The following is a 15,866-nucleotide window of genomic DNA, read 5'->3' as shown; positions in this document are numbered from 1 at the left end:
CTATTTGCTTTTCATATTTTAGAGAAAACGTACCACCATACCATTTGAATGAGGAATGGCTCAAGAAAACAGGTAAACGTTTCCGCATTAATTAAAAAATAAACCACGCCTCAACGAAAAATGAGGCGTGGTTTTTATCATTATCTCAATAAGTTTAAGCTTTTTCAGCTAATAATAATTGATTCATACGACGAATAAACTGGTTTGGATCATCCAATGTGCCACGTTCAGCAAATAGTGCTTGATCCAACAACAACTCTATCCAATCAGCAAATTGAGCATCATCATCAATATCAGCCGCTTTCTTAACCAGAAGATGTTCCGGATTCAGCTCAAAGTTATAACTGACTTCTGGCACAGACTGGCCCGCTGCCGCAAATAGTTTCGCCATTTGGGTGCTCATTGCATTAGCATCAGTTGTTACAATGGCTGGAGTATCGGTCAGACGATGAGTTAACTTCACTTCTTTCACGCGTTCACCCAGCAGAGTTTTCACGCGCTCAACAAATGGCTCCAGTTTTTTGTCTGCTTCTTCTTGCTCAGCTTTGTTTTCATCCGCCAGTTTATCGAGGGATTCATCAGCCTTGCTGACAGATTGGAATGATTTACCATCGAATTCAGTCAGGTAGCTCATCATCCATTCATCAATGCGGTCAGACAGTAACAGAACCTCAATGCCTTTCTTACGGAACAGCTCCAAGTGTGGACTATTCTTCGCCGCAGCATAGCTATCCGCAGTAATGTAATAAATCTTCTCCTGCCCTTCTGCCATGCGGCCAACGTAATCTTCCAGAGAAACGGTTTGAGCCGAGCTATCATGATGAGTCGTAGCAAAGCGCAGCAACTTAGCAATAGCTTCTTTGTTTGCGCCATCTTCGGCTGGACCTTCTTTCATCACCAGGCCAAACTGCTGCCAGAAGGTCTGATATTTTTCTGCGTCGTCTTTTGCCAGTTTATCCAACATTTGTAATACACGTTTAGTCAGCGCACTGCGCAGATTACGTGTGATTGAACTATCTTGCAAAATTTCACGGGAAACGTTCAATGGCAGGTCATTGGAATCTATCAGACCACGGACAAAACGCAGGTAATTTGGCATGAACTGTTCAGCTTCATCCATGATGAATACACGCTGTACGTATAGTTTCAGTCCATGTTTATGTTCGCGGTTCCACATATCCCACGGTGCCTGGGAAGGGATATATAGCAGGCTGGTATATTCCTGCTTACCTTCAACGCGGTTATGGCTCCAAATCAGAGAGTCAGTAAAGTCATGGGAGATGTGCTTATAAAACTCTTGGTACTCTTCATCACTGATTTCAGCTTTATTACGAGTCCATAAGGCTTGGGCTTTGTTGATTTTTTCCCATGTAACGGTAACTGAATCGTCTTCTTCGTTTTTAGTTTGGGTTTCAATTTCAACTGGCAAGGCAATATGATCAGAATATTTGCCAATAATAGAACGCAGACGCCAGTCATTGAGGAATTCGCTTTCCCCATCTCGCAGATGCAAGGTAATTTCTGTACCACGACCTGCTTTTTCAATATCAGCAACAGTGTAGTCACCTTCTCCCGTTGACTCCCAAAATACACCTTGTTCAGCGGGAGCTCCTGCTGCACGAGTACGTACGGTGACTTTATCAGCGACGATAAAGGCAGAGTAGAAGCCTACACCGAATTGACCAATCAATTGGCTGTCTTTTGCTTGATCAGAACCAATGGATTCAAGAAATGCTTTAGTACCAGATTTTGCAATCGTTCCCAGATTATCGATCACTTCATCACGGGACATACCGATACCATTATCGCTGATGGTGATAGTTTTCTGTTCTTTATCAAGAGCCAGACGAACACGCAATTCACCATCATTTTCATACAGTTCAGGGGCAGACAATGCACGGAAGCGCAATTTGTCAGCCGCATCAGATGCGTTTGAAATCAGTTCACGGAGAAAAATTTCTTTATTGGAATAGAGAGAATGGATCATCAACTGCAACAGTTGTTTGACTTCAGACTGAAATCCACGGGTTTCCTGATCTTTCATGCTCATTTATTACCTCAATCTAAATCCAGTTCAGATATGTACAATCGGACGATGGTAATCAAATGGGGATAGATACGGAGAGTTTCAAGTTAAGATAGCAAGAAGAATGTAAAATTAGTTTGATAAGCGGGGAAATCAGCTATGGATGGCGGCATAATCAGCAGCACCATCCATAAAATCACCCATTAATCGGGTACAAAATCACAAGTTCGTGATTTTTTGACGGCCAGCCAGCGAATGAGACAGTGTTGTGCCATCCACCATTTCAAGCTCTCCGCCCACTGGGACGCCGTGAGCGATTCGGCTAGCTGTCACACCATATTGAGAACACATTTCTGCAATATAGTTTGCCGTTGCCTCTCCTTCAACAGTTGGATTAGTTGCCAGAATGATTTCTGACAAGGTTTCAGAAGATAGACGTTCTTCTAAACGATCTAAACCAATATCCATTGGCCCGATACCATCCAGTGGCGATAAATGCCCCATCAGGACAAAATAACGTCCCGCAAACTGTCCCGTTTGTTCGACGGCATGAATATCCGCGGGGCTTTCCACTACACAAATCTGACCATTCTGCTGACGACGGAGATTAGCACAAATCGTGCACTGTTCTTGTTCCGTGAATGTCCGGCAATCTTGACAGTGACCAATTTCAGACATCGCCCGTGTCAGTGCCTGGGCCAATCTCATCCCACCACTGCGATCTCTCTGCAATAGATGAAACGCCATCCGCTGTGCAGATTTTGGGCCTACGCCGGGCAAACAGCGCAGGGCTTCCATCAGAGATTCAAGAAGAGGACTGGTTTGCATTAGAATGGCATCTTAAACCCAGGTGGTAACTGCATTCCACTGGAAACACTGGCCATTTTTTCTTTCTGGGTTTCTTCAATACGGCGAGCGGCATCATTGAATGCCGCTGCGATCAGATCTTCCAGCATATCTTTGTCATCGTCCATTAAACTTGGATCGATTTCAACCCGGCGGCAGTTATGTGCACCATTAATAGTGATTTTTACCAGGCCCGCACCAGATTCGCCTGTCACTTCCAGATTTGCAATTTCTTCCTGCATTTTCTGCATCTTATCTTGCATCTGCTGGGCCTGTTTCATCAAATTGCCCAAACCACCTTTACCAAACATAATTTTCTCTCTTCGCTATCGCCACAGCATAAAATACACTGCGGCAGTTAAACAGGCCGGATACTTTCTTCATCCAATTCTGCATCGAATAGTTGCTGAAGTGTTTGAATCGTTTTATCCGAAATAATGGATTGACGCGCTTGTGCCAATTTTTCTTCATAAATGGCTTGTCGCCACTCCAGAGGCGTTTTTACCGCAGGATTATCATCTTCAATGATATTGAGTTCAATAGGTTTTCCATGCAACTCACTTAATGCTTCGGTTAACATTTGCTGAGCCGATGTTGAATTAAGATGACGCTGCTTTGAACGTAAATGCAGACAAAGACGATTTTCATCAATCTGTTCTTTAAATGCATTCAGTGCTACCTGCTGAACCAATTTTGGAATATGCAGTTTATCAATTTCAGCAGCCCATGCGTCCCTTTGTTTTGATTCAATGGCCAGCTTTTCTACCAATTCTGCTGTTTTCTCGTGCTCCAGCGCCGCTTTGATCGTTTTTGGTGTTGCAGTCGGGTGCGGTTTCTCCTCTCCAATATTTGTTGCCCGCCAGCGGTAAGCTTCTTTTTTGACCGAATTAACCGACTCAGGCTCCCGTGTTTTAGGGGGATGAGATTGAGACCGTTGTTCTGCCACCGCTACCAGTCGCTCCAGCGCCGAACTTGCCGGCTTCGCCTTCGCAGACTCTGCCGGCTCAGGCTTTTTTGGTGGCGTATTTCCTTGACGAGTAAGAGAATTTCTCGCTTGCAAGAGTTTCGCTGTTGGACTGTTTGCAACGGAAGATTCACTGCCCATTAATTGTGGTATTGTCTGCCCAGGACGCTCATTTTCTTCATTATTTGAAGTAAATTGCTTTGAAGGTAACTGGGCCGAAGATGGTGCTACCCCAATTGGTGCTACAGGGTTTTCCACAACAGGTGGTAATGTTTCCTCAATAACTGTTTTTGGATGAAAAGCCAAGGCGCGCAATAATGCCATCTCCACCCCCATCCGTCGTTCTGGTGCATAAGGAAGCTCCTTGCGTCCCACCAGTAACGCTTGGTAATAAAGCTGCAAATCCGTCGGAGAAATTGCTCTTGCCAACAAACGCAACCGCCCTTCCGTTGAAGAAGGCTCACTTTCAGGTTGCTGAGGCAATAGCTGGAGCATAGCAATCCGATGCAACAGCGACAATGTTTCAACCAGCAGATTTTCCCAATCTACACCACGAGTTGCCACTTGTTCCACCAGTGCCATCATTTGTTGACCATCTGCACGCACCAACGATTCAATCATCGCTAATGGTTGGTCATCATCCAGCGTTCCCAACATCTGGCTGACAATATCCGATGTCAGCTTCCCTCCACCAAGAGCAATGGCTTGATCCGTTAAACTCAAGGCATCACGCATACTGCCATCTGCTGCACGGGCAAGTAGCTGACGGGCACGAACATCGCTTTCTATTTGCTCTGCATTAAGGACATGTTCCAATTGGCTGCTAATTTGATCCACATCGAGGGTTTTCAAATGAAATTGCAAACAGCGTGAAAGAATAGTCACTGGCAGTTTTTGTGGATCTGTTGTTGCCAGAAGGAATTTCACATGCTCTGGAGGCTCTTCCAATGTCTTCAACAATGCATTGAAACTATGGCGAGAAAGCATGTGAACTTCATCAATAAGGTAAACTTTGAAACGACCTCTGGCAGGCGCATACTGGACGTTGTCCAACAACTCGCGGGTATCCTCTACTTTTGTTCGGGAAGCAGCGTCGATCTCAATCAGATCCACAAACCGCCCCTGCTCAATCTCAAGGCAATTGGAACACCGACCACACGGAGTCTTAGTTATACCCGTTTCGCAATTCAACCCTTTTGCCAACAGACGTGCAATAGTAGTCTTTCCCACGCCACGAGTGCCGGAAAAAAGATAAGCGTGATGAAGGCGTTGGTGTTCGAGACCATTCGCCAATGCAGTCAGCACATGTTGCTGACCAATCACATCAGAAAATATTTGTGGGCGCCACTTACGGGCAAGTACCTGATAGCTCATGAATACCGAGGAAATTGAACATAACTGTCTAACATGCTAGCACAGCCTCACCATTAACGGCGAGGCTGATGTATCAATAATGCAAAAAACAGAATAATCAGTGACCGGGGAATTCAACGATAGTGTAGCTGTCAACACCTTGTTTTTTCAAACGTTCAGCACCACCTAAATCTGGCAATCCAATAACGAATGCTGCTTCGGAAACTTGACCACCCAGACGACGAATCAGGCGGACCGTCGCATCAATGGTACCTCCCGTGGCAAGCAGATCATCAACAACCAGGACCTTATCCCCTTCTTTAATGCTGCTTTTATGGATTTCCAGTGTATCTGTACCATATTCCAGATCGTAAGTTTCGCTCAGTGTTTCACGCGGTAATTTACCTTTTTTACGAACAGGAACGAAACCAATCCCCAGTTGCAGTGCAACAGGCGCTCCGAATAAGAAACCACGTGCTTCAGTACCAACAATTTTCGTGATGCCTTTATTCTGATAACGAACCACCAATAAATTTATCGTAGCTTGGTAAGCCGCTGGATTATCGAGCAATGTAGTAATGTCACGAAAAAGTATTCCTGCCTTTGGATAATCAGGAATGGTTTCGATACTATCTTTAATTAATTGCAGTTGTTGTGCATTAGCGGTCATAATTGATGCCAGCCAGGTTTAAAAAGAAAACGGTAAAATCTATTCAAACTGCCGAAAAAAAGCAACTGCCAAGCAAGTCGTTGCTTATATTTTGTTGACTTAAGTCAAACTCCACACCTGAGTGCTTTAACAGACAGATTATTAATGATAATGAGATGCTAATGGGCATACAAAATTTATTAAGTGCACTTGAAAAACAAGTCAGTACTCTGGAAAAAGAGCTCGCTTTACTGCCTGATACCCCTTTTTCCACGGCCCGTTTTGATCAAGTATTATTTCACCACCGCAGCAATAAACTCGGTGGATATATGCAAGAGATCAGACAAAATCTGGAACAATTGAAAGCCTGTGTAAGCGATTACCGAATTGAACAAGTGAAGTTCCTTGCCGAGCGTTTAGTCACACAAATCGAAGCACTTAAACGCGAGATATCAACCCAAGCGCTACGAAAACAGGAAGATAAATTTGAACGTCGATCACAAAAACAGGATCTTTATCAACATCTGGCAGAACATCAAGATTATGAACGCCGTTTAATGGCAATGATTGATGACAGGGAATTACAGTTAAATAAACAAACGACACTTGCCAATAAGCACAAACTGCAAAAAGAAATTGCAGCCTTGGCCGGTAGGCTCGCCCGCTGCCGTCAAGCATTAATGCGAATCGAGAGGTCGATAGAAAAGCAAGAGCATTCAGATTAATCACAAAGGAAGCAGCAGCTATGGCTCTGGAACAAGCACCACCTGAAGTCCAACTTGCAGTAGATCTTATTTATCTGCTTGAATGTAACGAAATTTCCCCTGCTATCGCACTGGCAGCACTAGAAATCGTCGAACACGATCTTCAAGGAAAATTGAAAAAACAGGCCCAGCAATCTGAGGAATAAGCCCAGCTAATACTTACTCCTCATTATATCTGGCTATTGGTTACCCTCATTCAACGGTTTCTGTACTTCTTGTAAACTATCACCCTGTCCATTGTGTAAGTAAACTTCTAGCTGATTAAATGCAATATTGATGTCGTTTTCCCGACATAATTTATCAATACTGCGGTTAACTTCGTCTACAGTACGGCTACGATCACCTAATTCTCGGACATAAAGCCTCAATTCATGATCCAGTGTACTGGCACCAAAATTCATAAAGTAGACTTGTGGCCCTGGCTCACTCATTACGCGGGCGTTTTCGCTTGCCGCTTTTAACAAAACCTCTTTGACCTTATCAAGATCAGAGCCGTATGCAACGCCAACCTTAATAATAATCCGCGTAATGGTATCGGAAAGTGTCCAGTTTATCAGACGCTCCGTCACAAATGCCCGGTTAGGGATAATCACTTCTTTGCGGTCAAAATCTGTAATCGTCGTCGCACGAATACGGATTTTACTGACAGAACCGGAATAATTTCCTATTGTTACTGTATCGCCAATTCGAACGGGACGTTCGAACAAAATAATCAAACCCGAAACAAAGTTGGCGAAAATTTCCTGTAAACCAAAACCTAAACCGACCGAAAGTGCCGCCGCTAGCCATTGTAATTTATTCCACGAAACCCCTAATGTTCCTAATGCTGTAATTCCGCCAATGCCAATGATTAGGTAAGTCAGTGTCGTTTTAATGGCATACGACGAACCTTGTTGCAACTGCAAGCGGGATAACACCAACACTTCCAGCAGTCCTGGCAAGTTTCTCATCATGACCCAAGAAATGACTAACATCGCTATTGAAAGTACCAAATCTTTCAAAGTCACGTGATTCAGGACATTGCCCAGCTCTGTTGTCGTGCTGTATTGCCACAAGTTGATCCCATCAAGATAAGAAAATACCGTCACCAGATCAGACCAAATCCAATAAAATGCACCTAAAAAGATCAAAAACAGCGCCATGGTAGTTAAACGCAATGATTGCTGATTAATGCGATCTAAAGCCATTGGCGGTTCTTCCATCACTTCGCCTTCTGCTCCTTCTTTCGTGAGGGACTGACGACGAGCAACAGCACGTCGATAAGCAATGCGGCGCGCCGCAATTCCCAATCCCCGCAGACAAGCTTGATAACTGATATGCCAGAGAAACAGTAAATACAAACTATAGAGCCAACGTTCTGCCAGACGTAAAGTTGTATAGAAATAACCCGATATCATCAACACCATCAGAACCAACGGAGCAAAAGTTAATGCTGTCACTACGATAGTACGGATCATATGTGAGCTTTTTTCACGCCATACATAACGGCAGAATGGAAAAATAAACAGGAAGACAAAGAACAAGCAGATCAATACCGCACACTGGCCAATAACATCATCAGACAACCGTAAAGGATATTTAGCCCCTAATGTTATCCAGAACAAAATGGGCAGTAGTGTCATCGACAGGCGAACCAGATTTTTGCGGAATAAGTGACAAACCGCACTGTCCAGAGAAAAATGCTGTTCTCCAACCCCACCTTTTACCAAGATCTGGTAACTGCAACTATACATAATCCAAAAAAGCGCCAACTGACGAGAGAATCCCCACATCAGATCCCCAAAATCATCACCTGATTTCGCATACCAATAACCTATCGCCAACACGATAAAAGCGAGTGGTAATGTTTTTATTAATGTCAGTATCAGTGCCAATGGGGTATGTAGTTGACTGTCACGGCGAAATTGCCCCACTTCACCCGCTATTTTTTTCAACTGTTCGTTAATGCTTTTGGTTTGCCAGCGTAAAAACAGACCAACTAACACAAGAGGAATGACGAAATGGATAGAGTTTTTTAGCCCCGTAATCAACCCGTTAAGCGTTAAACGAATATCCAGATGACTCAGTTCTTCTTGGGTGAGTTCCGGTAAGGATTTCAACCACGCCACGTTTATGGGTTTGTTACTGTTAACCCAAAAGATTTGCTGGACAAGGGTTTGCTCCAGTGATTCAGAGACATCCAACAACTGCTGCTGATCCATTTGCAAGTTAATAGCATAAGTAATCTGATTTCCCAACTGATTATTGAGCTGCTCTAAAAGCTCACAATGCACTTCCAGGATCTGGTTGATAGCATTATGGATTTCATCTACCATTTCATTGGATGCATGTTTAATTTGATTACGATGATTACTCAATAAATTATTGAAATAATCATTACCTTGACAGAGTCGATCTCGCTCCTGATTAATTTCAAATTGCTCCAGGCGCAAGTCTGCTATTTTCGTTGGTAAATCTTTGGTCAACACATCCTGTGGTATTTTCAACTGTTCCTGAAACAGGATGCGTGATAACAATAAGCTGCCACGTAATACCTTAATTTGCTCTTTAAGATTACGCTCTGATTGGATCGTCCGCTCCAGAAAGTTCTTAACGCGAATACTTTTCTGCGCCAGTTGGTTATTATCACGTGTTGCTGCAATTAACCGTTGACTCAATTCACGATTATGTTCAATCTCTGCCTGAACTAATGAGTTATCTTGAATATGTAAATTTTTACCATCCTCAGTTTGCGCTTCTTTCGCGGTTTCTTCAGAAAGAACCAAGCGCTTTCCACTCATCACATTTTGAATAAATTGAACATTACGTTCTAACTGCTCAATTTGAAGAATCGTATAATCCCGCTGCCGCTGTAAAAGTGTTTGTAACTGAGTATTCGCCTGTAGGGATTCTCTTTGATATTCATTTTGCTGGGTCAAGAAAAGTTGTTCTACTTGCAATAACTCTATCCGAGTGAGACTCGATTCTGACTGCTCAGTCAATGCATTATTGAGTTGGTTGCGAATCTGCTGCAATCTTTGCATATTACGGAATAGCACATTTTGCACGCGTTCTGGTTGAGTTTGCAGCCCAATCAACTGACTATTGTAGCTGGCAAGATTTTCCTGTGCCCGCTGCAAGTTATACCATGTACTATTCAGTATCGCTTCGAGTTGCTTTAAAGACTGTGTTCCCAGAGTCTGTTTATATGCGTCCTGCTGATCGTTATTTTTCAGATCCTCTAGTTCAGTCGTAACCTGATGTGATTTTTGTGGCACATTTTGCACATTTTTCCTAAGCAGATCGAAATCCAGTCTCAGTTGATCTATTTTGTCAAAGAAAGAGAGCGCCTTTTCCAAATCAGCTATCGATACCTTTTCTTCAACTGTATGCTCCTTACGTTCCGTCAGAATTTTAAGCTGATTTTGAATATTATTACGGGTTGGTACATCGCTGCCAGCAGCCGCATTGACCGAAAAAAAGAAAGGTGACAGGAGAAAAAACAGTATCGTGGAGAAACGTATCGCAGAGAATTTGTTACACAAACTCCCCTTATTGAGTAAAACACCCAAATATCGGTTAACTGAAACCATGAACTCATCTACTCATCATTTGCCACACCATCCACCAATGCCAGTTCATTCATTCCCCTGACATCAGTGCAGATTTTGCACAATTTAACTTCGACACCTTGTGCCGTCAAAATTTCCAGCATTTGTTTTAAATTATAGTCTTCTTTAGGCGTTTGCCCGGCCAAACCAACGACTGTAGCTTAGAATTTCAGTTCGCTGCGGGCTTCCTTCAAGATCCGTTTTCTTCAATTGTTCCGCAAATGGTGGCTGTATTTAAGTGTATCAATGAAACTATCCACCAAATGAGCAGATTGCTCTTGAATATTAAAACTGTCCGGTGAGAATGACCAGTTTTCAAATATCCCAGTCATCAATGCCCTCAACATAATGGCAGAACGTCTGAAATCAAGATCATAGGGTAGCTCTCCAGATTGAATACAAGCAAATAACATTTTTTCAATTTTCTTGTAATCAGAAATGCACATTTCCCTAATATCCTCGACTAATGGCGACATTTCTCCAACGAATTCACATTTATGGAAAAAAATTTCCATTAATTGTCGAATCTGAGGATCATCAATCATCATTTTTAACATGGAAATTAATAAATATCTCAACGCAATAAGTGGATTATCAGGATATTTTGATTGATACTCTTTCTCTAGTTCGTCTATTTTATGCTCTGGCATTCTACAAACAACAGAAAGTAGATCTGTTTTATTTTTAAAGTGCCAGTAAATTGCTCCGCGCGTTACACCAGCGGCAGTTGCGATATCGGATAGCGAGGTAGCAGAAACTCCACGCTCAGAAAAGGACTTTATCGCAGCATCTATGATTTGCTGACGAGTTTGATTTGCTTGCTGTTTAGTTTTTCGTGCCATTTTAGTGCCATAAACTTTGTTTTTGACGGAGGCTGATTTACATACATTCATGTATGTTTGTACTATAGCACCCAATAACCAACGAAGTAATGATTTCACTTGTTAGATTAGCGAATCAACATTGAAAAATTGAGGTTTACTTATGCGAAAGAACAGGGGAGTTTTGCCTCTGGCCACATTACTGGTAATTTCAGGCAGTTTCATTCTTTCAGGATGTAATGACAATAAAAATACACAGCAAGGGGCTGCCGGCCAGCATGTTCCTGAAGTTGGTATCGTAACGCTGAAGGCAGAACCTCTAACGGTCATCACAGAATTACCAGGCCGTACATCGGCTTATCGTGTTGCCGAGGTTCGTCCCCAAGTCGGCGGCATCATACTGAAACGTAACTATAAAGAAGGAAGTGATGTGGTTGCTGGTGAGTCGTTATACCAAATAGATCCCGCAACTTATCAAGCAGAATACAGTAAAGCCAAAGCAAGCTTAGCCAGGGCGCAAGCCAATGAGAATGTTTCCCGCTTAACCGTTGAACGTTATCAATCCTTGCTAGGCACACAATACGTGAGTAAGCAGGAATTTGATAAAGCAAATTCAGAATATGCTCAGGCAAAAGCAGATGTTCAATCCTCTCAGGCTGCGTTGGAAAACGCCAGAATCAACCTGGCATACACCAAGGTAACTTCCCCTATTTCTGGGCGTGCGGGTAAGTCGACCGTCACAGAAGGAGCACTAGTTTCTGCGGGTCAGCCAACAGCCCTAACGATTGTTCAGCAGTTAGATCCTATCTATGTTGATATCACTCAATCAAGTGACGACTATCTGCGACTAAAAAATGAAATTGCAAAAGGAACCGTTCAAAAAGAGAGCAAAAAGACTAAAATCCGCCTAATAACTGACACCGGGCAAGAATACAGTCAAGAAGGTTACCTGGAGTTTTCTGACGTGACGGTTGACGAGACAACAAGCTCTATCACTATGCGTGCTGTGTTCCCAAACCCGAATGAAGAATTACTGCCAGGTATGTTTGTGCGCACTAAGTTAGAAGAAGGTGTACGCAAAAATGCGATTTTGGTTCCTCAGCAAGCTATTACCAGAACACCTCGTGGTCAAGCAACCACACTGATTGTAGATAAAGATAACAAAGTAGAATTGCGCAATATCAACGCTACTCAGGCAATTGGTAACAAGTGGTTGGTGACAGAAGGTCTGAAAGCTGGAGATAGAGTAATCGTCACGGGATTGCAGAAAATAGCGCCGGGAATAACGGTCAAATCAACGGAAACAGATTTGAATGCTAATCCTACGGCTAATCAAGCTGAGTCTGCAAAAAAGCCTCAATAAGGAGTCGGTGATTCATGCCTAAGTTTTTTATCGAACGGCCAATTTTTGCATGGGTAATCGCGATTATCACTATGCTATCTGGCTTGCTGGCAATCATGAAATTACCCGTGGAGCAATATCCTGCTATTGCGCCACCTGCTATTTCCATTTCAGCGGTTTATCCAGGAGCTGACGCGACAACAGTACAAAATACTGTAACACAGGTTATTGAACAGAACATGAACGGTATCGATAATCTCGTGTACATGTCTTCCAGCAGCGATTCTGCAGGACACATGAATATTATGCTGACCTTTGAAGCAGGCACAGATCCAGATATCGCGCAAGTTCAGGTTCAAAATAAACTGCAATTGGCAATGCCGCTATTGCCTCAAGAAGTTCAGCAACAAGGTGTTAATGTTGATAAGACTACCAGTTCGTTTTTGATGGTAGCGGGTTTCATCTCTCAAGATGGTTCCATGACCCAAGATGATATCGCTGACTATATCGGAGGCAGTGTCAAAGATAACTTGAGCCGTGTTACTGGTGTGGGTGAGACAATGCTTTTCGGTACGCAGTACGCCATGCGTATCTGGCTCAACCCTGACAAATTGCTCAACTATAAAATCACCACTCAGGATGTTATCAGTGCAATCAAGGCTCAGAATAATCAGGTTGCGGCCGGGCAATTAGGAGGAACACCACCGGTTCCAGGTCAGCGTTTAAATGCTTCGATCATCGCACAAACTCGCCTGAATTCGGCAGAAGAATTTGGCAACATTTTGCTGCGCATGAATCCCGACGGTTCACAAATTCGTTTGCATGATGTCGCTACCATTCAATTAGGTGCGGAAAATTACAGTATCATTGGTCGCTTCAATGGCAAACCGGCAGCAGGGATTGGTATCAAACTGGCAACTGATGCCAACGCCTTAAATACTTCCAAAGCCGTTAAAGAAGCACTGGCTGAGATGCAGCCTTTCTTCCCACATGGGTTGACTATTGTCTATCCGTATGACACCACGCCATTCGTTAAAATTTCTATTTTCGAAGTGGTGAAAACATTGGCAGAAGCCATTCTGTTAGTGTTTATCGTCATGTACCTCTTCCTGCAAAACTTCCGAGCTACCTTTATCCCAACGATTGCGGTTCCGGTTGTACTACTTGGTACATTTGCCATTCTTGCTGCGTTTGGCTATTCCATTAATACATTGACCATGTTCGCTATGGTACTTGCCATAGGCCTGCTCGTGGATGATGCCATTGTTGTAGTGGAAAACGTCGAACGAATCATGCAGGAAGAGGGGCTATCACCGAAAGAAGCTACCAAGAAATCAATGGGGCAGATCCAAGGCGCTCTGGTCGGTATCGCACTGGTGCTTTCCGCTGTATTTGTACCAATGGCATTCTTCGGCGGTTCAACAGGAGCGATTTACCGCCAATTCTCAATCACGATCGTTTCAGCAATGATATTGTCTGTACTGGTGGCATTAATCCTGACTCCAGCGTTGTGTGCAACGATGCTTAAGCCTGTTGTCAAAGGCAGCCATGGAACTCACACCGGATTCTTTAGTTGGTTTAACCATCTGTTTGAAAAGAGCACACATCATTATACTGATAGTATCGGCCGGATGTTACGTGGCACAGGGCGTTACTTGGTGATTTATGTCATGTTGATCGCTGGCATGGCCTGGATATTTAAGAATCTGCCATCCTCCTTCTTGCCAGAAGAAGATCAGGGGGTTTTGCTGGCCATGGTCCAATTACCACCTGGCTCAACTCAGGAACAGACACAAAAGGTATTGAATGAGATCAATGACTACTTCTATACCAAAGAGAAAGACGTTGTTAAATCTGTATTTACAGTTAATGGCTTTGGTTTTAGTGGACAAGGGCAAAATACGGGCTTGGCATTTATCAGCTTAAAAGATTGGGAACTACGCAAGGATTCGAAAGATAAGGTTCCGGCCATTGTTGCTCGAGCAAATGCAAATTTTGCTCAAATCAAGGAAGGTCTTGTCTTTGCGTTCAATATTCCTTCAATTGTAGAGTTGGGTTCTGCCAGCGGATTTGATTTCCAGTTGATTGATAAAGGAAATCTGGGACATGCCGCACTGACAGAAGCACGTAACCAATTGCTTGGTAGGGTTGCACAACACCCAGAAATGCTGACGAGTGTCCGCCCCAATGGACAAAATGACACACAACAATATCGCGTTTATATCGATAAGGAAAAAGCAGAAGCCTTGGCTGTATCCACGACAAATATCAACTCAACCCTGAGCACGATGTTTGGCGGTGTTTACATCAATGACTTTATCGACCGCGGCCGAGTTAAAAAAGTCTATATTCAAGCTGATGCTCCTTACCGCATGTTACCAAGCGATATCAGCAAGTTGTATGTTCGTAACTATCATGGAGAAATGGTGCCGTTTTCTGCGTTCATAGATGCATCGAAAGAACCTTGGATTTATGGTTCACCACGTCTGGAACGCTATAACGGTCTTCCTTCCATGGAAATTGTGGGTGAAGCAACGCCTGGTCAAAGTACTGGTGACGCAATGGCTCTTATGGAGCAACTGGCATCACAATTACCGCCAGGAATTGGCTATGACTGGACCGGAATGTCTTATCAAGAACGTTTATCCGGTAATCAGGCTCCTGCTCTGTATGCGCTGTCATTGATTGTCGTATTCCTTTGCCTGGCAGCATTATATGAAAGCTGGTCTGTTCCATTCTCCGTTATGCTAGTCGTCCCTCTGGGGGTTATCGGTGCATTACTGGCAACATCAATACGTGGACTGGATAACGACGTTTACTTTAAGGTTGGCTTACTGACGACCATCGGGTTGTCTGCGAAAAACGCCATCCTTATCGTCGAGTTCGCCAAAGATTTGATAGAAAAAGAAGGCAAGGGATTGATAGAGGCAACTCTTGAAGCAGCCAGAATGCGTTTGCGCCCAATCCTAATGACTTCTTTAGCCTTTATGCTTGGCGTTATGCCTCTGGTATTGAGCAATGGTGCGGGTTCAGGTGCACAAAATGCCGTAGGAACGGGAGTATTGGGTGGAATGATTGCAGCTACATCGTTAGCAATTTATTTCGTCCCTGTGTTTTTCGTTGTCATTAAGCGGCGGTTTACGAAAAAAAATGAGGAGCTTGAACACATTTCATCCCCTCACTAAATTCAGCTATGTTAAAAAGGCCACTTATGTGGCCTTTTTAACGGGTAAAAACGCCTTCGAACAGCAAATTACAGAATGACAATATCTGCATTAAAATTCATTCATAGTCTAATTAAAATAAATAGTTATGAATGAAAAAGTAGGTTTAAAAGACAACATCTTCTGTTTTTATAATAAATAGAAGACAAGTTGGTAACTTTCCTTGGTTTTTCTCTCGATTACACCTTTAATGGTAAAAAGTGTTCCATCTCGATGGAGACATATGTAATAATGACGCTATATTGATTTTGAAAGTCTCAATACAATCGCCTATAATGATTGTTTGT

The 15,866-nt window shown here is 43.2% G+C and carries 11 protein-coding genes and 1 pseudogene; 4 read left to right on the top strand and 8 right to left on the bottom strand.

Translation table 11 applies throughout. The annotated features are described in order from the left end of the window. Positions 1 to 154: 154 nt before the first annotated feature. The 5 genes from htpG to apt form a co-directional block, all read right to left on the bottom strand. A complete protein-coding gene (gene htpG, locus IQ209_RS07465; protein WP_193850495.1) occupies positions 155 to 2,044 on the bottom strand; it encodes a molecular chaperone HtpG in 1,890 nt (629 codons plus the stop codon). A 201-nt stretch (positions 2,045 to 2,245) separates the two neighbouring features. Continuing rightward, a complete protein-coding gene (gene recR, locus IQ209_RS07460; RefSeq protein ID WP_193850432.1) occupies positions 2,246 to 2,854 on the bottom strand; it encodes a recombination mediator RecR in 609 nt (202 codons plus the stop codon). After that, the gene (locus IQ209_RS07455; protein WP_045968991.1) at positions 2,854 to 3,183 is read right to left on the bottom strand and encodes a YbaB/EbfC family nucleoid-associated protein; all 330 of its coding nucleotides are present in this window, start codon (positions 3,181 to 3,183) and stop codon (positions 2,854 to 2,856) included. Before IQ209_RS07455 ends, recR begins: the two co-directional genes overlap by 1 nt. 47 nt (positions 3,184 to 3,230) lie before the next feature. Next, positions 3,231 to 5,210, bottom strand: coding sequence for a DNA polymerase III subunit gamma/tau (gene dnaX, locus IQ209_RS07450; RefSeq protein ID WP_193850429.1), 1,980 nt, complete (start codon positions 5,208 to 5,210; stop codon positions 3,231 to 3,233). A 97-nt stretch (positions 5,211 to 5,307) separates the two neighbouring features. Beyond that, positions 5,308 to 5,859, bottom strand: coding sequence for an adenine phosphoribosyltransferase (gene apt, locus IQ209_RS07445; RefSeq protein WP_193850427.1), 552 nt, complete (start codon positions 5,857 to 5,859; stop codon positions 5,308 to 5,310). A gap of 161 nt (positions 5,860 to 6,020) precedes the next feature. Between apt and priC the strand changes: the two genes are divergently transcribed. Beyond that, positions 6,021 to 6,563: a primosomal replication protein PriC gene (gene priC, locus IQ209_RS07440; RefSeq protein WP_193850425.1), complete on the top strand. Its 543-nt coding sequence runs from the start codon at positions 6,021 to 6,023 to the stop codon at positions 6,561 to 6,563. Positions 6,564 to 6,583: 20 nt separating this feature from the next. Then, positions 6,584 to 6,748, top strand: a complete 165-nt coding sequence (gene rsmS / locus IQ209_RS07435; RefSeq protein ID WP_193850423.1) for a pleiotropic regulatory protein RsmS — start codon at positions 6,584 to 6,586, stop codon at positions 6,746 to 6,748. A 33-nt stretch (positions 6,749 to 6,781) separates the two neighbouring features. Here rsmS and mscK read toward each other — a convergent pair whose 3' ends face one another. From mscK to acrR, 3 genes and pseudogenes are all read right to left on the bottom strand, one after another. Further along, a complete protein-coding gene (gene mscK / locus IQ209_RS07430; RefSeq protein WP_193850421.1) occupies positions 6,782 to 10,174 on the bottom strand; it encodes a mechanosensitive channel MscK in 3,393 nt (1,130 codons plus the stop codon). A gap of 8 nt (positions 10,175 to 10,182) precedes the next feature. Then, positions 10,183 to 10,353: pseudogene (locus tag IQ209_RS07425) on the bottom strand (DsrE family protein); the annotation flags it as partial. A 45-nt stretch (positions 10,354 to 10,398) separates the two neighbouring features. After that, a complete protein-coding gene (gene acrR / locus IQ209_RS07420; protein ID WP_193850417.1) occupies positions 10,399 to 11,034 on the bottom strand; it encodes a multidrug efflux transporter transcriptional repressor AcrR in 636 nt (211 codons plus the stop codon). Positions 11,035 to 11,176: 142 nt separating this feature from the next. On the opposite strand from acrR, the gene IQ209_RS07415 reads away from it, so the two are divergent. Together IQ209_RS07415 and IQ209_RS07410 are read left to right on the top strand one after the other, a co-directional pair. Next, positions 11,177 to 12,376: an efflux RND transporter periplasmic adaptor subunit gene (locus IQ209_RS07415; protein ID WP_193850415.1), complete on the top strand. Its 1,200-nt coding sequence runs from the start codon at positions 11,177 to 11,179 to the stop codon at positions 12,374 to 12,376. A gap of 14 nt (positions 12,377 to 12,390) precedes the next feature. After that, positions 12,391 to 15,540: an efflux RND transporter permease subunit gene (locus IQ209_RS07410; protein ID WP_193850413.1), complete on the top strand. Its 3,150-nt coding sequence runs from the start codon at positions 12,391 to 12,393 to the stop codon at positions 15,538 to 15,540. Positions 15,541 to 15,866: the final 326 nt, after the last annotated feature.

It is taken from the genome of Xenorhabdus sp. BG5 (assembly GCF_015163665.1).
Taxonomy (GTDB): domain Bacteria; phylum Pseudomonadota; class Gammaproteobacteria; order Enterobacterales; family Enterobacteriaceae; genus Xenorhabdus.
Note: the sequence above shows the minus strand (reverse complement) of the source record. Positions and strands in the feature narration are given on the sequence as shown.